Raw genomic sequence first — 19555 nt, forward strand, 5'->3', positions numbered from 1 at the left:
GCGCCGGATCGATCGCCGGTCTTGTTCGCGAAACGAGCTTGAAATCTAGCTCCACATACCTCTCAACGCCACGTCTTCTTCTTTTTCCAGCGCCGCTCTCCGCGTGCGCCCGCCTCCTTGGCGCCGAGATAGAACTCCTGGATATCTGGTGAATTCATCAGCCTCTCGCAGGTATCGTTCATGACGACGCGGCCGATCTCGAGCACATAGCCATAGTCCGCCGTCTCCAGCGCGATCTTGGCGTTCTGCTCGACCAGCAGGATCGACATGCCCTGCTCCTCGTTCACGCGGCGGATAATGGTGAAGATCTCCTTCACCAGGATCGGCGACAGGCCCAGCGACGGCTCGTCGAGCAACAGCAGCGTCGGGCGGTTCATCAGCGCGCGCCCGATCGCCAGCATCTGCTGCTCCCCGCCGGAGAGCTGGCCGGCCGGCTGATCGAGCCGCTCCTTCAGCCGCGGAAAATAGCCATAGACGCGCTGGAGGTCGTCAGCCACACCGTCGCGATCCTTGCGCGGATAGGCGCCCATCATCAGGTTCTCGCGCACCGACAGGAACGGAAACACCTCGCGTCCCTCGGGCACATGACTCAGGCCGAGCCGCACGATCTTGTCGGCCTCCATGCGCTGGATCGGCCTGCCGAGAAACTCGATCGTCCCCTTCTGCGGATCGAGGATGCCGGAGATCGTCTTCAGCACCGTGGTCTTGCCGGCGCCGTTGGCGCCGAGCAGCGTCACGATCCGACCGCGCGGCACCTCGAGGCTGATGCCGCGGATGGCCATGATCGGTCCGTAATAGCTCTCGATGTTGCTGAGCTTCAGGATGATGTCTGGCGCGCTCATCGCATCGTCCTCATGCCCCGAGATAGGCCGCGACGACGTCGGGATGATGCTGCACCTCCGACGGCGAGCCCATCGCCAGCACCCGGCCGTAGTTCAAGGCTATGACGCGGTCGGAGACGCGGTTGACCAGCGTCATGTCGTGCTCGACCATCAGCACGGTGATTCCGAGCTCGCTCTTCATGTCGCGGATCCAGAACGACATGTCGTCGGTCTCCTCGACATTGAGGCCCGACGACGGCTCGTCGAGCAGGATCAGCTTCGGCTCCGAGCACAGCGCCCGCGCGAGCTCGATCACCTTGCGCACGCCGTAGGGCAGGCCCGAGATCAGCTTGTCGCGGTAGGGCTCCAGATCGAGGAACTCGATCACCTGCTCGACGCGGCGGCGATGCAGCTTCTCGTTGGCACGCACGCTCGGCAGGAACAGCAGCTCCTGCCAGAGTTGCGTCGTCGAATGGCGGTGGCGGCCGACCAGAAGATTGCTCAGCACGGTCGCATTCTCGAACAGCTCGATATTCTGGAAGGTGCGCGCGATGCCGAGCCTTGCGATATCGTAGGCCGGTTCCCGGGTGATGTCCTGATCCTCGAAGAAGATCCTGCCCGAGGTCGGCGGATAGATCCGCGAGATCAGGTTGAAGATCGAGCTCTTCCCGGCGCCATTCGGCCCGATGATCGAGAGGATCTCGCCCTTCTCGACCGCGAAGCTGACCGCGTCGACGGCCTTGAGGCCGCCGAAATGCAAGGACAGGTTCTCGGCGCGGAAGTAGCTCATCGGTTCCGCTCCGACTTCACATAGATCTTCTGCCGCTTGAAGGTGGCGCGCTTGTAGAGCGGGAACAGCTGGAAGAAGAGCTTGATCTTGAGCCAGCGGCCGTAGAGCCCAAGCGGCTCGAACAGCACGAAGCCGACGATGATGATGCCGTAGATCGCGCCCTTCAGCCCGTTGGCGGAAGCAAAGGCGGAGGCGGCATCCTGGATGTGCCCCGCACGCTCCGGCGACGCGCCGAGCGTTGCCGCGATGCCGGCGATCACGCCGGGCATGTCGTCCTTCAGATAGGTCAGGAACGGATCGATCATGACGAGGAAGATCGCGCCCAGCACCGCACCATGCAGGCTGAAGATACCGCCGATCAGGATCACGATGATGAACTCGATCGAGAGCTGTAGCGTGAACATCTCCGGCGAGATGAAGGAGAGCTTGTGCGCGAACAGCACGCCGGCGAAGCCGGTGATCGCCGCCGAGATCGCGAACGACTTCACCTTGTAGAGCGAGACGTTGATGCCCATGCTGCGCGCGGCAGTCTCGCTGTCGCGGATCGCGACGAAGGCGCGCCCGGTCGGGGAACGCAGCAAATTGAGCGTGCCGACGATGGTCAGCACCAGCACCGCGAGGCAGAGATAGTAGAAGGTTGGGTCGTCGCGCGACACCGTGGCGCCGAGCAACTGCACGGCCTTGACCCGCATGCCCTCGTTGCCGTTGGTCACGCTTTCCCAGCGCGCCATGATCTCCTCGACGATGAACGCAAAAGAGATCGTCGCGATCACAAGATAGATGCCCTGCAGCCGCAGCGCCGGAAAGCCGACCAGTGCGCCGACCACGCCGGTCAGCAGCCCCGCAGCAAGGAAATAGACGGGAAACGGCACGTTGAACTGCTGCAGATAGGCCGCGGTGTAGGCGCCGATCGCGAGAAAGGCCGCGTGACCGAGCGAGGCCTGTCCGGTGAAGCCGGTCAGGATCATGAGCCCGACGCCGACGGTCGCATAGATGCAGACGAAAACGAGCTGGCTCATCACATAGCTCGAGAGCACGTATGGCGCGATCAGCAGCGCTATCAGCAGAAGGCCGTACGAGTAAACGTAACCGGAATGCGGGAAGAGCCTGATGTCGTCGTCATAGTCGGTCTTGAAGAGAAAGCGCATGCGTTGCTCCTCAGACCTTCTTGCGCGCGTGAACGCCGAACAAGCCCTCGGGCTTGAGCAGCAGTACCGCGAGCAGCACGATGTAGGGCGCGACGTCCTTCCATCCCTCCGGCAGATAGAAGCCGGCCATGCTCTCGATCACGCCGATCAGGACGCCGCCAACCACGGCGCCGGGGATCGAGCCGAAGCCGCCGAGCACCGCGGCTGGAAACGCCTTCAGCCCCAGAACCAGTCCGACATTGGAATGGATGAAGGTGATCGGCGCCAGCAGCACGCCGGCGCAAGTCGCAACCGCCGCCGAGATCGCCCAGACGATCGACACCACGCGCTTGACCGGAATGCCCATGTAATAGGCAGCCAGCATGTTCTCCGAACTCGCGCGCATCGCGGTGCCGAGCGTGGTGCGGTTGAAGAACAGATAGAGCAGCGTGCACAGGATGATGGTCGCCGCGATCACCGAGAGCTTGTCATAGGCCAGCACCAGGCTGCCGATCCGCAATACGCCGTTGCTGAACGGCGTCTCGATCTTGAAGTCGTCGGTGCCCCAGATCATCCCTGCGACCGAGCGCAGGAAATAGCCGAGCCCGATCGTCGCCATGATGATGGAGAATTGCGGGTAGCCGAGGATCGGCCGCACCACCAGCCGCTCCGCCAGCATGCCGAACAGCGCCATGCAGATCACCGCGCCGGCAAAGCCGACCCAGTAATTCAGCCCGAGGATGCCGATGAAGGTGAAGGCGAAGAAGCCGCCCAGCATCATCAAATCGCCTTGCGCGAAATTGACGACCTCGGTTGCCTTGTAGACCAGCACGAAGCCAAGCGCGATCAGGCCGTAAACGCAGCCGAGCGCAATGCCGCTGACGAGCTGCTGAACAAAGTCCAGCATCGTTCCCTCCCGATGCACTGGCGATTCGTGCCGATCGCCTTGGTGCATCCCGCCCTCGCGCCCTGTGCCGGGAGCGCTGAAAGCTGCCTATGTCCGGGTCCAATTGAGCCAAAAGCTCCGATCCCTGTCAACAAAGCCCGGGTTGTCGGGTATTATCACAATTGCCGAGATATGCCGCGGCACGGAGTTTTGTTCATAACCCGCGCGATTTGCCTGAGACGATTCACCGTGCCGAAACAGTTTTTGCCCAAGCTGCGCAACCGAAGAGCGAACTCCCGGATCGCCACACATCATGACCGCAGGACTGTCCGCACTCGAGGTGCGAGGGTTAACCAAGCGTTTTGACCGCCCGGCGGTCGACGCGCTCGATCTCACCGTGCGCATCGGCGAGTTCTACGCGCTGCTTGGGCCGAACGGCGCCGGCAAGACCACCACGCTGCGCATGGTGTCGGGGCTGCTGCGGCCCGATGCCGGCTCGGTCTCGGTGCTCGGCATCGATGCACTCTCCGATCCGGTCGCCGCCAAGCAGGTGACGGCCTGGGTGTCGGACGANGAGCCGATGATCTACGACAAGCTGACCCCGCTGGAGTACCTCGAATTCGTCGCCGGTCTGTGGGGCATCGATCCCAGGCAGTCGGAGGCGTCGGCGCGCGATCTCCTGGTGTCGCTCGGGCTCGAGCCGCATCTGCACGAACGCTGCGAGGGATTCTCCAAGGGCATGCGCCAGAAGGTGGCTCTGGCCGGCGCGCTGGTGCACGATCCCCGTCTGATCATTCTCGACGAACCGCTGACCGGCCTCGACGCGCTGTCGGCGCGTCACGTGAAGGGCTTGCTGCAGGACCGCGTGCGCGCCGGCTGCACCGTGATCATGACGACGCACATTCTCGAAGTCGCCGAGCGCATGGCCGACCGGATCGGCGTGATCGCAGCCGGCAAGCTGATCGCCGAAGGCACGCTGGCCGAACTGCGTCAGCAGAACGGACGCAACGACACCAGCCTGGAAGACATGTTCATCGCGCTTGTCGATACCGAAGCGGCGGCCGCGTGAGCTCGGCCGCCCATCTCTCCTGGTTCGTCCGCCACGAATTCCGCCTCGCCTGGCGGGAATNNNNGATGATGACTGGCGGCCGGCGCCGTCGCAACCGCGCGGTGATCGGACTTTTGATCGTCGCCGCGATCCTGCATTTGCCGGCCTATGCGGTGGTCGGCCGCTTTGCCGACCTGCAGTTTCCGCTCGATCCCTCGTCGCTGATCGTGCTGACCGCGACCGTCTTCTTGTCCTGGGCGCTGATGCTGTCGCAAGCGATCGAATCCGTGACGCGCGTGTTCTATGCCCGCGCCGACCTCGATCTGATCATGTCGTCGCCGGCGAAGCTCACCAACCTCTTCTCGGTCCGGATCGCGGCGATCGCTCTGTCGGTGACCAGCATGGCGCTCCTGCTGTCGGCGCCGTTCGTCGATGTGCTGGCGCTTCTCGGCGGCGCGCGCTGGCTTGCGGGCTTCGGCGTCGTCGTTGCAATCGGCCTGTCGGCGGCGGCGACCGCGATTGCTGTCACCGTGTTGCTGTTCCGCCTGATCGGGCCAGGTCGGACGCGGCTCGTCGCGCAGATCGTCTCCGCCGTCATCGGTGCGGGCTTCGTGATCGCGCTGCAAGTGGTCGCGGTGCTGTCCTATGGCACGCTGTCGCGTTTTGCCGTGCTGACCTCGGACACGGCAGCACGCATTGCACCCGGCCCCAACAGTATCGTCTGGTGGCCGGCGCGCGCCGCGCTGGGCGACCTTGAAGTGATGCTGCTGCTCGTCGCCGGCGGGCTCATGATGCTCGGCATCGTCATGGCGGCGTTAGCGCCGCGATTTGCCGACACAGTGACCAGCGTGGCCGCCAATCCCGNCCCGCCACGGCCACGCGCCGGCGCGATCGCTCGTTCCGGGTCGGCTCGCGGCAGCAAGCGCTGCGCCGGAAGGAGTTCTTGCTGCTGCGCCGCGACCCATGGCTGTTGTCGCAGAGCCTGATGCAGATGCTCTATCTGGTGCCGCCCGCCCTGATGCTGTGGCGGAGCTTTTCCGACTCGTCGACCGCGATCGTCCTGATCACCCCCGTGATCGTGATGGCCGCGGGCCAGCTCGCCGGCGGGCTCGCCTGGCTGACGATCTCGGGCGAGGACGCCGCCGATCTGGTGACGACCGCGCCGCTGCCACCGTCGCGTGTGATCCGCGCCAAGATCGAGGTGGTCCTGATCGCGATCGCGGTCATCTTCGCGCCGCTGGTCATGGCGCTGATATTTGTCTCGCCATGGCAGGCGGCGGTGACCGCCATCGCCATCATCGTGGCCACCGGGTCTGCCGCCGCGATCCAGCTCTGGTTCCGCGCACAGGCCAAGCGCAGCCAGTTCCGCCGGCGCCAGACCTCCTCGCGCATCGCGACCTTCGCGGAAGCGTTCTGCTCGATCGGCTGGGCCGCGACCGCGGCGCTGGCGCTGACGATCCCGCTAGCCGCGATCGTCAGCGGAATTCTGACAGCGATAACCCTGGTCACCGCCTGGAAGATCAGCCCGAAACGGGCGTGACGCGTTCTATCCTTTGATCAGCTCCATCACCGCAGCGGTAAATACTTCCGGCGCCTCTTGCGGCAGATTGTGGCCGGCATCCGGGATCACCCGATACGCCCGGCGGTTGGTGAATTTTGCCGCGCTGGCGCTGCCGCCTCTTGGCGCAGTCACCCAGTCATCGGCCCCGTCGAGGACGACGGCAGGAACGGTGATCGCCGGCAAAGCGCCCAGCCGACGCTGCATCTCGGCATAGCGTGGATCGCCCTCGGCGAGGCCGAAGCGGTGCCGATAGCTATGGATCACGACGTCGACATAGTCGGGGTTGTCATGCGCGACCGCCGTCCGTTCGAAGCAGGCATCGTCGAACACCCAGGTCGGCGACCATTGAGACCACAAGATCCTCGCGATACCGCGCCGGTCGGCGGCAAGGCCGGCGCGACCGCGCTCGAGCTGGAAGTAATACTGATACCAGAGCGGCACCTCGCGCTCCGGCCGCGTCGGCACCATTGCGTTCGCGACGTCCTGGATCATGTAGCCGTTGGCGCAGACGAGCCCGATGCAGCGTTCCGGCCAGATCGCTGCGCCGATGCTGGCGGCGCGGCCGCCCCAATCATAGCCGGCAAACACCGCGCGCTTGATGCTTAGCGCATCCATCAGCGCCATCATGTCGGCGCCGACCGCGGCCTGCTCGCCCGAGCGCGGCGTCGCCTTGTCGCGGAACGTCGTAGGCCCGTAACCGCGCAGGTAGGGAACGATGACGCGGCAGCCTTGCGCCGCCAGGTCAGGCGCGACGTCCACGTAGGAGTGGATGTCGTAGGGAAAGCCGTGCATCAGCAGCACGGCCGGGCCATCGGCGGGGCCGGCTTCGTAATAGGCGATGTTGAGCACATCGGCGTTGACGTGACGCAGCGGCTCCAGCCGCTTGGTCGAAGGCGCACGCGGCGCGGAGGCTTGGTCAGTCACGGCGGACTCCCGCAATTGGATGATATCAGCGCATGGTAACGCCGCTCGTCGGATTAATCGCCGGAATCGTGTTGCAGCTTGCGCCCAGGAGCGATGCGCTGGCATCATCATGACGAAACGTCAATTCGGCGATACTGTCGCGCAACGAACGTCGTCACAGACGGAACATGCCATGCTCAGACTGCTCGCGGTGCTGGTGCTGTTCGGAGCTTTCGCCGCGCACGTGGAAGCCCAGGAGGCCCAGCGCAGCGAGTGCCTGGCGATGGCGAATGCGCCGCCGCGCGCAACGCCGGTCAGCCTTCCGCGCGTGGCGGCAAAGACCGACGAGGTCGCGATCACCTATGCCGGCCATTCGACCTATTACATCGACACGCCGGGCGGCATCCGCATCGCAACCGACTACAGCGGCGCCTACCAGACCGGACGGCTGCCCGATGTCGTCACCATGAACCGGGCGCATTCGACGCACTACACGCTGTTCCCCGATCCCCGTATTCCGCACGTGCTGCACGGCTGGGGCGAGAACGGCCAGGCCGCGCACTACGCGATGCGGATTGGCGACGTCTATATCCGCAATGTCACCACCGACATCCGCCGCTATTGGGGCGAAGGTCCCGGCGGCGAGATGATCAAGGACGGCAATTCGATCTTCATCTTCGAGGTCGCGGGCCTCTGCATCGGCCATCTCGGCCACCTCCACGTCAAGCTCGACGACAGCCAGTTCGCGGCGATCGGCCGGCTCGACATCGTGATGGTCCCGATCGACGGCACCTATACGATGTCGCTCGACGGCATCTCCGAAATCACCAAGCGGCTGCGCGCGGCGGTGGTGCTGCCGATGCACCGCTTCGCGACTCCGCTCGACGAATTCATGCGCCTGATCGGCCAGCAATTCGAGATCGACCGCCGCGGCGGCGAGCGCACGTTAAGGATCTCGCGCGATACGCTGCCGGCCACGCCGACCGTCATCATTCTCGACGGCGTTTGAGCCAGCCGGTCAAATCGACACGATTTCGTGCGCCGGCATTTTTCGCTTGACCTAGAGTATGCTCTAGCATGTTCACTTTGGGCTATCCGACACCCCTGCCACGAGGACCAGCGACATGACCACCTCCAGCAAGCTCCCGCACCGCAAGCTCGGCAACAACGGCCCGCTGGTTTCAGCCATCGGGCTCGGCTGCATGTCACTGTCGGGCGTCTACGGCGCCAACGACGATGCGGCGACGCCCGACCTGATCCGCCACGCCATCGACCAGGGGATCGACTTTCTCGACAGCGCCGATCTCTACGGCTGGGGACATAATGAGGAACTGCTCGGCCGCTCCCTGAAGGGCTTGCGCGACAAGGTCGTGATCGCAACCAAGTTCGGCCAGGTGAAGACCGCGACCGGCCAGGGCGTCGACGGACGCCCCGCCTACGTCCAGCAGGCCTGCGAGGCGAGCCTGAAGCGGCTCGGCATCGAGACCATCGACCTCTATTACCAACACCGCATCGACCCCAACGTCCCCATCGAGGACACCGTCGGCGCGATGGCGCGATTGGTGGAGCAAGGCAAGGTCCGTCATCTCGGCCTCTGCGAAGCGCGCCCCGAAACCATTCGCCGCGCGCACAAAATTCATCCGCTCGCGGCGGTGCAGACCGAATACTCCCTGCTTTATCGCAGCGAGGCCGAGGAGACACTGCAAGCCACCCGCGCGCTCGGCATCTCCTTCGTCGCCTATTCGCCGCTCGGTCGCGGTTTCCTGACCGGGCAGATCCACTCGCAGGCTGACATCGCGGGCGATCGCCGCGGCGACCATCCGCGCTTTTCCGGTGACAACTTTGCCCGTAACCGTGATCTCGTCGGTAGCGTCGTGGCGATCGCGCGTGAGAAGGCCTGCACGCCCTCGCAGCTCGTGCTCGCCTGGCTGCTCGGCCAGGGTCAGGACATCGTGCCAATCCCCGGCACCAAGCAGCGCGCACGGCTGGACGAGAATATCGGCGCGCTCAAGGTGACGCTGTCGGCGGAAGAGCTTGCGCGGATTTCGGCCGCGATCCCGCCCGGAGCCGTAGCCGGCGAACGCTATCCGGCGGGTGCGATGAAGGCCGTGTATCTGTGATGGATGCCCGCACACCGCAGGCGCAGGCTGTGCCGAGCGCGCTCTACATCGGTGACATCGCGCGGCGCTCCGGCCGCAGCGTGCACACGATCCGCTGGTACGAAGCACAGGGCCTGATGCCCGGCGTGATCAGGGACCGCGGTCGTCGGCGCGTCTACAGCGACTATCATATCGGCTGGCTCGACCTGATGGAGCGGCTGCGCCTGACCGGCATGTCGATCCGGCAATTGCGGGAATACACCGCGCTGGTGAAGCAGGGCAGCGCGAGCCTGCGCAAGCGCCGTGCGCTGCTCGCCGAGCACCAGCTTCGCGTCCAAGCCATGATCGCCAAATGGACCGAGGCGCTCGCGCTGGTCGACGCCAAGATCGAGTTCTACGACGAATGGGTCGCGGGCGGCACCCGACCTGCGGTCTCGCCACAGCAGCGCGCCCGCGCCAAGCGGTCCGCGACCAGGGCCTGACCGCCCTACCCCGACATCAGAGAACAGGATACGCGATGACCGACACGCTTCTGCGTAAGCCCTTCGCCATGCGCGCGTCGCACCGGCTGACACTGCTGACGCTTTGCCTGACTGTGATGATCGCGCACGTCGATACGTTCATCGTCAATCTCGGCGCACGCGTGATCGGCGATCACTTCGGCGCCGGTGTCGACGAACTGCAATGGATCGTGGATTGCTACAACCTCGTCTATGCGGTCTCCCTGCTGACCGGCGGAATGCTCGCCGATATCTACGGCCGGCGCCGGATCCTGATGTCAGGAGCGCTGATCTTCATCCTCGCGTCGCTGCTATGCGCGGCGGCGCCGTCCGCACAAATGCTGATCCTGGGACGCGCGCTTACTGGTGCCGGCGGCGCGCTGATGATTCCGGCCTCGCTTGCGATCATCCGGGTGGTCTGGGATCAACCGGGTGAACGCGCCCGCGCGCTGGGCGTCTGGGCCGCGTACAACGGTGTCGCGATGGCGCTGGGGCCGAGTCTCGGCGGCATGTTGATTCCCTGGTTCGGCTGGCGCAGCATCTTCCTGGTCGTCGTGCCGTTCGGCCTGCTGGCGCTGATCATGGCCGGATGGACGATTGCGGAATCCTCCGATCCGCGGCGGCGCCCTTTCGACGCCGCAGCGCAGTTCTTCGGCGCGCTGGCGCTTGGCGGTCTGACTTACGCCGCCATCAGCGCGCAGTCGGCGCCCCGCGCAATGACCGCGGCGCTGACGGTTACGGTGCTCTCGGCGGCACTGTTTATCGCGATCGAGCGGAAGAAAGGCTCCGACGCGCTGGTATCTCCGGACATCTTCACGATCAAGCAGTTCCGGGCCGCCATGATCGCCACCCTGGGCATGACATTCGGCGGATACGGTATGGTCTTCGTCCTGCCCCTGGCCTGGCAGTCGAGCGGACGGCTCGACGCCGCCGCAAGCGCCGCAGCATTGCTGCCGATGTCGCTCGTGTTCATCGTCGTCTCGCCGCTCTCCGGCGCTCTTTCGGAGAAGCTCGGCATCCGCGTGGTCACATCGGGCGGCGTGACGCTCATGGGCATCGGCCTCTTGCTGATCGGTCTGGGCGGCCTGCAATCGAACATCGCTACCGCCGGATTCGGATTGGCGATGACCGGCCTCGGTCTCGGCCTCGCGGCAGGACCGCTCTCCGCGATGGCTGTCGGTCACGTCACCACCGCGCGCGCCGGCACGGCCGCAGCGCTCATCAACGTGGCCCGCATCAGCGGTGCGACGATCGGGGTCGCGGTACTGGGTGCATGCTACGCCGCGCCCGGCGGCGGCGAGCACGGATTGTGGTTGTCGATGATCGCGGGCAGCCTTGTTCAGTTTGCGGGCGCCGGCGTGGCGTGGATGGTGACGCGCGAGAAGACGCAGCACGTGCACATTTGACCTGCGCGCCCGCCTCGTTATCCTCTCCCTAGCCGACATCGCATCGGCGGCCGACAAGAGCAAGAACAGGGAGCATCATCCATGGCCAGCACTCTGCCCGCCTCCGCAAGCGGGCTTTATGCCGATCCTCGTGAAGACTGGCTCGCACAATATACCGAGGAGATCATCGATCCCTATAGGCCGATCATCGATCCGCACCACCATCTCTGGGACCGCGGCGGGTTGCGCTACCTGATCGAGGACATGCGTGATGACATCGCCTCCGGACACAACATCATCGCGACCGTCTACGTCGATTGCCGGTCTATGTATCGCGCTGCCGGGCCCGAGGCGTTCCGCCCCGTTGGCGAGGTCGAGTTCGCCAACGGCGTTGCCGCAATGGCGGCCAGCGGCGGCTACGGCAAGGCGGCGATCTGCGCCGGCATCGTCAGCCACGTCAATCTTTTGATCGGCGATCAGGCCAAGGCGGTCCTCGAGGCCGAGATCGCGGCTGGCAACGGCCGGTTCCGCGGCATCCGCCATTCCTCCGCCTGGGACGAAGACCCCAATGTCGCCCACATGTATGCGAACCGGCCGAAGGGCCTGTTGCTGGATCCCACCTTCCGCAAGGGCTTTGCCTGCCTTGCACCGCTCGGCCTCAGCTTTGATGCCTGGCTATTCCATCCGCAGATCGGCGAGCTGACCGACCTTGCCCGCGCCTTTCCCGAGACCAGGATCGTGCTCGATCATTGCGGCGGGCCGGTTGGAACCGGCCGCTTCGCCGGCAAGCGCAGCGAGACCTTCCCGGTCTGGAGGGCCTCGATCCAGGAGATCGCCAAATGCCCGAACGTCGTGGTCAAGCTCGGTGGGCTCGCGATGTGCCTGCTCGGCTACGACTTCCATCTCCGCCCGAAGCCGCCCTCGTCGGAGGAACTCGCCGCCGCATGGCGGCCCTATGTGGAGACCTGCATCGAGGCCTTTGGCCCCAGCCGTTGCATGTTCGAGAGCAACTTCCCACCTGATAAGGGCCAATGTAGCTACCAGGTGATCTTCAACGCGTTCAAACGGCTGGCATCACAATATAGCGAAGTCGAGAAGACAGCGTTATTCTCGAAGACGGCAAAGGATGTCTATCGACTCGATATCGGGTAATCTTGCGACTCATGGATGACGGCATCACCATCCGGCCGCTCCGAGAAACCGATGCGGAAGCGGTTGTCGCACTCTACAGCAAGGCGGCCGCGGTGGAACCGCGGCTTGGTCCGGTCACGCTACCGCAATGGGAGCAGTTCCTGAAGCTGCCGCAGAACCGCGGCGGGCGCGATTTTCGTGTCGCCGAGCGCAACGGCCGCCTGGTCGGCCTCGCGGAATCCTCACTGCGCGACCAGGGCGCGCACCATTCCCGGTTCCTCAAGATCGTGGTGACACCCGAGGCACGGCGCCGCGGCATCGGGCTTGCGCTGCTCGATCACGTGCTCGCGATTGACGCGGACGCTGATCTCCTCGTGCAGACGCTGGTGAGCCGCGACTGGCCCGCGGGAATGGCGTTCGTGACGATATTCGGCTTCGCTCATATCGGGTCGGAGATCGGGATGAAGTGCGTGGAACCGCTGCAGCCTGCCCGTACACTTGCGGCTGCGCGCGCCACCATCGAGCGCGCCGGCGACGTGACCGCCTGCGCGGCCGAGGTCGCCCGCATCCACAACGCGGCCTACGCCTCGGACGCCGCGTTTCGCCTGTATTCGCCGGAGGAGATGGCACAACTGTTGTCCGACAGCGAGGTCTGGGTGGCGTCGGAAGACGGACAGATGTCGGGCTTCTGCCTGACCGAGCCGGAACAGAATTCGATGTGGATCGAGTCGGTGGCCGTCGATCCGGCGCGCCAGGGCCGCGGGCTCGGCCAGCTCCTGGTCTATCGGGTGCTGAGCGCCCACGAGGTGTCGGTCGAGCATCCCTGCTGGCTGAATGTCTCGAGCCGGAATGCCCCTGCGCTGAAGATCTATCGCCGGCTCGGCTTCCGGCCACAATACGAGACCTGCCGCTTCGGCGCCACGCGAGGCGAGTTGATCGCCTCACGCGACAGCCGGTTCCACTAGTTTAACCGCAAGCGGCCGTTAGGCCCATTCACCCTTCCGGAACACCGGCACGGTGCGGCCATCGGCATGGATGCCGTCGATGTCTGTGTGGGCGGAGCCGATCATCCAGTCGATATGGATCAGGCTCTTGTTGCCACCCTGGTCGGCGATCTGCTGCGACGTCAGCTTGTCGCCGTTGACGAAGCACTTCGAATAGCACTGGCCGAGCGCGATGTGCGAGGCGGCGTTCTCGTCGAACAGCGTGTTGAAGAACAACAGCCCGCTCTTCGAGATGGGCGAGGAGTGCGGCACCAGCGCCACTTCGCCCAGCCGGCGCGCGCCCTCGTCGGTGTCGAGCACCTTCTTCAACACCTCTTCGCCGCGCGAAGCCTTCGCCTCGACGATGCGGCCGTCCTCGAACCTGACGGCAATATTGTCGATCAACGTGCCCTGATAGGACAGCGGCTTGGAGCTGACGACGTGGCCGCTGACACGCCGGCAATGCGGCGTGGTGAAGACCTCTTCGGTTGGAATGTTCGCATTGCAGACAATGCCGTTCTTCGCGGTCGACGCGCCGCCTTCCCATTCGTGGCCATCGGCCAGCCCGATCGTCAGGTCCATTCCGGGGCCGGAATATTTCAGCGCGTGGAAGCGCTGGCCGTTCAGCCATTCGGTGCGCTGGCGCAGCTTGGCATTGTGCTTTTCCCAGGCGGCGACGGCGCCGTCCTGATCGACCCGTGACGCGGAGAAGATCGCGTCGGCGAGCTTGGCCACCGCGACGTCCTCGGCATCGTCGGGGAACACCTGCTTGGCCCAGGATGTGCTGGGATAGGCGATGATGTTCCAGTTGGTGTCGAAATTGACGATCTTCTCCAGCGCCGGCTGATAGGCGATCGAATTGGCCTTGCTGGCGCGCGCGACCTTGGTCGGGTCTTCGCCCGACAGCAGCATCGGATTGTCGCCGACGATCGCAAGCCGCGCCGTGTTGGCGCCAAAGGCTTTGGCCATGCCCTCGTAGAGCCAGTTCGCGGCACGATCGAAGCTCGCATCGTTGGCGTAGCGGTAGCGGGCGAGCGTGAGCTCTTCGTCAGAGAAGAACGGCGTCACGAGACCCGCGCCGGCCTTGTAGGCATGCTCGGCGATGCGTCGCACCAGCGGCATCGCCACGGCAGGCGCTGTGAGCAGAAGATCCTGTCCAGGCTGCAGCTGCAGCCCGACCCTCACCGCCACTTCGGCGAGCCGATCGAGTTTCACGGGATCGATCGAGGCGGAAAGGTTGCGTTGATGTGCAGTCATGAAACGTCCGGCGCTGTCGGTTGAGGATTAGGGGATTCGTAGTCCAATTCGATCCGCATTCGCAAGGTTCCCGCGACCAAAGTCGATCACGCGACGGCGAGCGAATGTCTCGAATTTTACCGCTTCGTCGACGTCAGCACCCGATCGACCATTTCGGGCGCGAGCCCGAGATAGTTCTTCGGCGCGGTGAGACGGTCGATCGTCGCGCGATCGATGCGGCTTGCCACGCGCGGATCCGCCGCCAGCGCGTCGGCCAGCATCAGCCCCTTGTCATTGGCGACACGGCAGGCGTCGTAGACGACGTCATGGGCCTCCTGCCGACCGATCGCGGGTGCCAGTCCCATCATCACGGCTTCGGCAACGATCAGCCCGCGGCTGATATCGAGATTGTCGGCCATCCGCTTCTCGTCGACGATGAGACCGCCGAGCGCGAACTTCGCCTGATGCAGCGCGCCGGCGGTTAGCACGAAGCTCTCGGGGATCGCCATCCATTCGGCGTGCCACGGGCCGGTGGCGCGTTCGAAGTCCTGCACCATCGCGTCCAGCATCAGGCCTGCGTGCTGACGCACGGCCTTCGCCGCCGCCAGCATCAGCTCCGACGAGATCGGATTGCGCTTCTGCGGCATCGTCGAGGAGGCGCCGCGCCCCTTCACGAAGGGCTCGTAGACTTCGGCGAATTCCGTCGATGCCATGATCATGGTGTCGAGCGCGATCTTGCCGAGCGATCCCGTGACGAGCGCGAGGAAGTTCACCGCCTCCGCCAGCCCGTCGCGCGCGACATGCCAGGTCGAGACCGGAACGCCGAGGCCGAGCTCTTCGCAGAGCGCCTGCTGCACGTCGAAGCCCTTGTCACCCAGCGAGGCCAATGTCCCGGCAGCACCGGCAAACTGACCGACCAGGACGCGCGGCTTGAGCTCGGCCAGCCGCTCGGCGTGACGGTCGAATGCAGCGAGCCAGATCGCGGTCTTGTAGCCGAAGGTCACCGGCAGCGCCTGCTGCAGATGGGTGCGACCGGCCATCGGCGTATCGCGATAGCGCTTCGAGAGATCAGCGAGGATGCTGCGCAGCGCGGCAATATCGTCCTCAACGATCTTCAGGCCGTCGCGGAGCTGCAGCACCACGGCGGTATCCATGATGTCCTGCGTGGTCGCGCCCCAATGCACGTAACGGCCGGCCTCGCCGCACTGCTTCACCATCTGGTGCACCAGCGGCAGGATCGGGTAGCCGACGATGTCGGTCTCCTGCCGCAGCCGATCGAAATCGAGTGCGGCAACATCCGTGCGCTTTGCGATCTCCACCGCGGCGTCGGCCGGGATCACGCCGCAGCGCGCTTCGGCTTTTGCCAGCGCGACTTCGACCTCGGCATAGCGCTGTAGCAGCCGCAGATCGGAGAACACCTCGCGCATCGCGCTGGTGCCGAAGGCGTCGCGGAACAGCAGGGAATCGAGAACGGTGGTCGAGGTCGGGAAGGCGGGCATGGGCGTATCCTGTTGCCGATCGCAGCTTGCGCAACGTCCCTATCATGCCCCGTGCGGATGCCCCAACCTTCGCCGCCTCACCGCGCGCGAGGCCGGGCCGCCGCCGCTCGACTCCGCAATGCTCGCGGTCGAATTTGTGAATGGTGTCAGCGCCACACTTGCGACGGTGCGCGCGACGCCGTTCTATTGGCGGGTTCACGTGTTCGGGACGAAAGGATCGGCCGAGGTGCTGGACGGGGCGACGATGGTGCTGCGGAAGTCGATCGGGCCACCCGGTGGCATGCCAGTGACCCGCCAAGTGACAAGCCATGGCTGACAAACCGCCGAAGGCGAGATCGTCCCGTTACCGCGACATCGCCACCGGGCTGCAGAAGGACATCCGGCTCGGCACCTACGCGGTCGGCAGCCTGCTGCCCACCGAGACCGAGCTGATGGCGGGCTACAAGGCGAGCCGCCAGACCGTGCGCGAGGCGCTGCGCATCCTGATCGACCAGGGCCTGATCGTGCGCCGCGCCGGCCTCGGTTCGGTGGTGATCGCGGCCGAGCCGCCGGTGCTGTTCACCCACAGCGTCAAGTCGCTCGGCGAGTGGTTGCGCTATTCCAACGAGACCTATCGCGACGTCGTCGCGAGCCGCGACATCGTCGCCGACCGCAAGCTCGCCGCGCTGTTGAAATGCGAGCCCGGCCGGAGCTGGTTCCTGATCGAGGCGGTCCGCCGCTCGGACCAGTTCGCCGCGCCGCTCGGCTGGGCCGAGATCTACGTGCTGCGCAAGTTCGCCGATGTCGTGAAGCGCAGCGATCATGGCCGCACGCCGGTGCACGAGCAGATCGCCAAGACCTACGGCCAGGTTACCGAACACGCGCAGATGGAGATCTTCGTGCGCGGCATGCCGGCGCCGATCGCGAAGGCGCTCGGCGTCAAGACCGGCTCGCCGGCGCTGACGGTGGTGCGCCGCTACTACGGGCTACGCGAGGATCTGTTCGAGGTGACCATCACCACCCACCCGGAAGGCCGCTACACCTACACGATGGACATGCAGCGCTCGCTGCGGCCACGGCTTTAGCAGGTCCGACTGCGCGGTCTCGGGTCGCCGCACGACCGCCGGACGTTGCGAGGCAAATGATCGGCTAGCGGTTGCCGGCGTAGTGTTGTGGTGCCGAGGTATGTGCCATTTGCGGCGATCCGACCGCACCCCAGATCATAACCGCGAGCAAGGCTGCCGCCCACATATACGGCATGGCATTTGGCGGCTTCATCAGTAACGTCACCCCTTGAGGACCATCGGCCTCCCCCGGTCGGTCGGCCTGCGAATCTCCTAACTCTAGAGCGTGTCCGTTTCAGGACGCCTTCATCGGAATGCAGAAATGACTTCACGGCAATACGAAATAGGTCTGATAGGCGGCGGGTTCTATATTTTCAGCAACATGCAGCGCATTTGACCTGCATGGCGTGCCCATTCGGAGAAACTTCTGCCTAGTTTCGAGTCAGCAACGAAATAGATTTTCCAAAACTTTATTCCTGAATTCTTTTTGATTGTGGGTCTGATTCAAGTCGTGCCAAGACTCGGTGTGACAGTACGATGACAAGGGTTCCCCTGTGACCGATCGCCCTGAAGACCCCCAACGCGCCCATGCCAGGAAATCGCAGGAGGAGGTTGCACGGTCGCTCGAACGGGAACTCAGGTTGTTGGCGGAAGAGCGCCACGACCGTGCGCGCCAGCTTGGCCTCAACATTGAAGCCGCAGCACCAAAGGTGCGCGACTAAGGTCGTCTCCGGCACGCGCCTTAAGCCTTTGGTCGTAGACGGCGCGTGATTCCATATTCCCGTTGGAGTGCACGTCCCGGCGACCGTGGCGGGCGCGGGGCGCCAACGTGCGCTCCTCCAGTGCCAATGGTGACCCCGTCGCGCGGCGTAACGGGAATGGAGCTGCGCGCGCAGATCGTTGCGCCCAGCAAGCAGTCGGGCACCATTACTAATTCCGTCATCGTGAGGAGCGCGGTACGCGCTCCTCACGATGACGGATTTAGTTCGGATTCAATTGTCAAACAGCTAGTCTAGTCGCGCTGTCATCGCCGGCTCGACCGGGCGATCCAGTATTCCAGAGACGCCGGCGTCTGAAGTTGATCTGCGCCGCTCTCACACAACATCGTCGTCCCTGCGAAAGCAGGGACCCATACTCCGCGGCGGACGTTGTTGAGGGGACTCGTCGTTCCGACGTCGCTCAACAATGGCCATTTGTGATTATGGGTCCCTGCTTTCGCAGGGACGACATCGAGTGTGTTGCGCGGCCGGTGAGTCACACATCCGCGTTCTCGCGACATGGTCTGTCCGAGTCTTGTCTTTCGTTTCGCCCTCTTCTCAAGCAGAGGGCGCAGGGAAAGCCGGGTGCCGATCGCACCCATGGGCCCTGTGCAATGAAAAAAGCACAGGGGTAGGACCACAGGTGTAACCGGAGCAATCCCGGCTTTCCCTGCGCGATGGTTTACGGCTTATACGTACTCTCCCCGGTGAGACTGGGCTCTTTTGTCACCGTCTTCGCATAGCGCTTCGCGCTTAGCGAGGAGACACCTGCCACTAGGTGTGGAGCCTCAAGAGGTTGTTCCCGGTCAATCCGAGTCTGCTGATCGGTGGCTTTGAGCCGATACTGCCATGAGGACGATGCCAGTTGTAGCAATGAAGCCATCGTGGCAACTCGGCTGCTCTTTCTGCTGAGGTGTTGTAGGCCTGCGCATAGGCCCATTCTCGTAGGCTGGTTTGAATGAAGCGTTCGGCCTTGCCATTGGTTTTGGGTGTATAGGGCCTGGTGCGGATGTGCTTGAGGCCGAGGCGCTTACACGCCCTTAGGAAGGCGAAGGATTTGTAGCACGCGCCGTTGTCGGTCATGACGCGCTGTACCTTCACGCCGAGGCTCACGTAGTAGGCCACGGCCGCCTTGAGGAAAGCGATGGCGCAACCCTTTCGCTCGTTCTTCATGACCTGGCTGAAAGCGATCCGTGACGCATCGTCGATGCAGACATGTACGTATTCCCAGCCTGGCCCTTGACGGCGAGAACGCAGATTGCTCGACCCATGTCGATCGCCGGTGATCCGATGGCCGATCCGATTGAACTTGCCGAGCTTTTTGATGTCTATGTGGATCAGTTCACCAGGATGCTGGCGCTCATAGCGCCGGATCGGCTCGGCCGGCTCCAGGGCAGCCAGCCTGTTCAAACCGAGTCGGCGCAGGATACGGCTGACGGTTGCTGCGGAGACCCCAACTTCGAGCGCGATCTGTTTGCCGGTGTGGCGCTGCCGGCGGAACGTCTCGACAGCGGCGCATGTGGCTGCCGGGGTTTGGCTTGGCAATGAATGAGGCCGCGAGGAACGATCCCGCAAACCATCGACGCCTAATGCGCGGAAGCGCTTGACCCATTTGGCGACCGTCTTTGCCGTCACATTGAATTGGAGCGCGGCTGTGGCCTTCGTCAGGCCGCCCTCGATCACGCTCCGCACCATCGCCTCTCGACCTTTCGGCGTCAAAGGCGCATTCTTGTGGATGTTCATCTGGTCTCTCCGGGGAACACTGAAGTTTCGCAACCTCAGCTT

The 19555-nt window shown here is 64.4% G+C and carries 17 protein-coding genes and 3 pseudogenes; 12 read left to right on the forward strand and 8 right to left on the reverse strand.

The window, feature by feature from the left end; genetic code table 11:
- Window positions 1–62: 62 nt before the first annotated feature.
- Genes AS156_RS32050 through AS156_RS32065 form a run of 4 tightly spaced genes read right to left on the reverse strand, consistent with a single transcriptional unit; the run spans window position 63 to window position 3645 of the window.
- Entirely contained in the window at window positions 63–842 is a 780-nt protein-coding gene (locus tag AS156_RS32050; protein ID WP_066513247.1) for an ABC transporter ATP-binding protein, read from the reverse strand.
- Between the two features lie 10 nt (window positions 843–852).
- On the reverse strand, window positions 853–1611 hold the full coding sequence (locus AS156_RS32055; protein ID WP_066513248.1) for an ABC transporter ATP-binding protein: 759 nt from the start codon (window positions 1609–1611) through the stop codon (window positions 853–855).
- Window positions 1608–2759, reverse strand: a complete 1152-nt coding sequence (locus tag AS156_RS32060; RefSeq protein WP_066513249.1) for a branched-chain amino acid ABC transporter permease — start codon at window positions 2757–2759, stop codon at window positions 1608–1610. The genes AS156_RS32055 and AS156_RS32060 overlap by 4 nt, the downstream gene beginning before the upstream one ends.
- A 10-nt stretch (window positions 2760–2769) precedes the next feature.
- Window positions 2770–3645 (reverse strand): branched-chain amino acid ABC transporter permease, encoded by an 876-nt coding sequence (locus AS156_RS32065; RefSeq protein ID WP_066513250.1) that lies wholly within the window; start codon window positions 3643–3645, stop codon window positions 2770–2772.
- Between the two features lie 292 nt (window positions 3646–3937).
- Here AS156_RS32065 and AS156_RS45205 point away from each other — a divergent pair.
- The 4 genes and pseudogenes from AS156_RS45205 to AS156_RS45215 form a co-directional block, all read left to right on the forward strand.
- On the forward strand, window positions 3938–4197 hold a 260-nt coding region (locus AS156_RS45205; RefSeq protein WP_245313167.1), incomplete at its 3' end, for an ATP-binding cassette domain-containing protein.
- Window position 4198: 1 nt separating this feature from the next.
- Window positions 4199–4693: pseudogene (locus tag AS156_RS32070) on the forward strand (ABC transporter ATP-binding protein); the annotation flags it as partial.
- Between the two features lie 64 nt (window positions 4694–4757).
- Window positions 4758–5536 (forward strand): annotated as a pseudogene (locus AS156_RS45210) (permease); the annotation flags it as partial.
- 1 nt (window position 5537) lies between these two features.
- Window positions 5538–6212, forward strand: a pseudogene (locus tag AS156_RS45215) (permease); the annotation flags it as partial.
- A 6-nt stretch (window positions 6213–6218) separates the two neighbouring features.
- Here the strand turns inward: AS156_RS45215 and AS156_RS32080 are convergent.
- Complete coding sequence (locus AS156_RS32080) at window positions 6219–7103, reverse strand: alpha/beta fold hydrolase (RefSeq protein ID WP_430641826.1); 885 nt, start codon at window positions 7101–7103, stop codon at window positions 6219–6221.
- A gap of 226 nt (window positions 7104–7329) precedes the next feature.
- Between AS156_RS32080 and AS156_RS32085 the strand changes: the two genes are divergently transcribed.
- From AS156_RS32085 to AS156_RS32110, 6 genes are all read left to right on the forward strand, one after another.
- Window positions 7330–8145, forward strand: a complete 816-nt coding sequence (locus AS156_RS32085) for an MBL fold metallo-hydrolase (protein ID WP_066513255.1) — start codon at window positions 7330–7332, stop codon at window positions 8143–8145.
- 115 nt (window positions 8146–8260) lie between these two features.
- Window positions 8261–9256: an aldo/keto reductase gene (locus AS156_RS32090; protein WP_066513257.1), complete on the forward strand. Its 996-nt coding sequence runs from the start codon at window positions 8261–8263 to the stop codon at window positions 9254–9256.
- On the forward strand, window positions 9256–9717 hold the full coding sequence (locus AS156_RS32095; protein ID WP_066513258.1) for a MerR family transcriptional regulator: 462 nt from the start codon (window positions 9256–9258) through the stop codon (window positions 9715–9717). Before AS156_RS32090 ends, AS156_RS32095 begins: the two co-directional genes overlap by 1 nt.
- Window positions 9639–11141 carry an MFS transporter gene (locus tag AS156_RS32100; RefSeq protein ID WP_201456136.1) on the forward strand — a complete coding sequence of 501 codons (1503 nt, stop codon included), beginning with the start codon at window positions 9639–9641 and terminating at the stop codon, window positions 11139–11141. Before AS156_RS32095 ends, AS156_RS32100 begins: the two co-directional genes overlap by 79 nt.
- Window positions 11142–11222: 81 nt before the next feature.
- Window positions 11223–12272 (forward strand): amidohydrolase family protein, encoded by a 1050-nt coding sequence (locus tag AS156_RS32105; RefSeq protein WP_066513261.1) that lies wholly within the window; start codon window positions 11223–11225, stop codon window positions 12270–12272.
- An 11-nt stretch (window positions 12273–12283) separates the two neighbouring features.
- A complete protein-coding gene (locus AS156_RS32110) occupies window positions 12284–13216 on the forward strand; it encodes a GNAT family N-acetyltransferase (RefSeq protein ID WP_066513262.1) in 933 nt (310 codons plus the stop codon).
- Window positions 13217–13234: 18 nt separating this feature from the next.
- Here AS156_RS32110 and AS156_RS32115 read toward each other — a convergent pair whose 3' ends face one another.
- Together AS156_RS32115 and AS156_RS32120 are read right to left on the reverse strand one after the other, a co-directional pair.
- Window positions 13235–14491, reverse strand: a complete 1257-nt coding sequence (locus tag AS156_RS32115; RefSeq protein WP_066513264.1) for an aminopeptidase — start codon at window positions 14489–14491, stop codon at window positions 13235–13237.
- A 116-nt stretch (window positions 14492–14607) separates the two neighbouring features.
- Entirely contained in the window at window positions 14608–15969 is a 1362-nt protein-coding gene (locus AS156_RS32120) for a class-II fumarase/aspartase family protein (protein WP_066513266.1), read from the reverse strand.
- Window positions 15970–16087: 118 nt separating this feature from the next.
- Here AS156_RS32120 and AS156_RS41430 point away from each other — a divergent pair, with 118 nt between their 5' ends.
- Window positions 16088–16285, forward strand: a complete 198-nt coding sequence (locus AS156_RS41430) for a hypothetical protein (RefSeq protein ID WP_245313168.1) — start codon at window positions 16088–16090, stop codon at window positions 16283–16285.
- Window positions 16278–17033: a GntR family transcriptional regulator gene (locus tag AS156_RS32130; protein WP_066513269.1), complete on the forward strand. Its 756-nt coding sequence runs from the start codon at window positions 16278–16280 to the stop codon at window positions 17031–17033. The genes AS156_RS41430 and AS156_RS32130 overlap by 8 nt, the downstream gene beginning before the upstream one ends.
- 1511 nt (window positions 17034–18544) lie before the next feature.
- Here AS156_RS32130 and AS156_RS32135 read toward each other — a convergent pair.
- The gene (locus AS156_RS32135; protein WP_066500989.1) at window positions 18545–19513 is read right to left on the reverse strand and encodes an IS481 family transposase; all 969 of its coding nucleotides are present in this window, start codon (window positions 19511–19513) and stop codon (window positions 18545–18547) included.
- Window positions 19514–19555: the final 42 nt, after the last annotated feature.

Source organism: Bradyrhizobium macuxiense, from assembly GCF_001542415.1.
Taxonomy (GTDB): domain Bacteria; phylum Pseudomonadota; class Alphaproteobacteria; order Rhizobiales; family Xanthobacteraceae; genus Bradyrhizobium; species Bradyrhizobium macuxiense.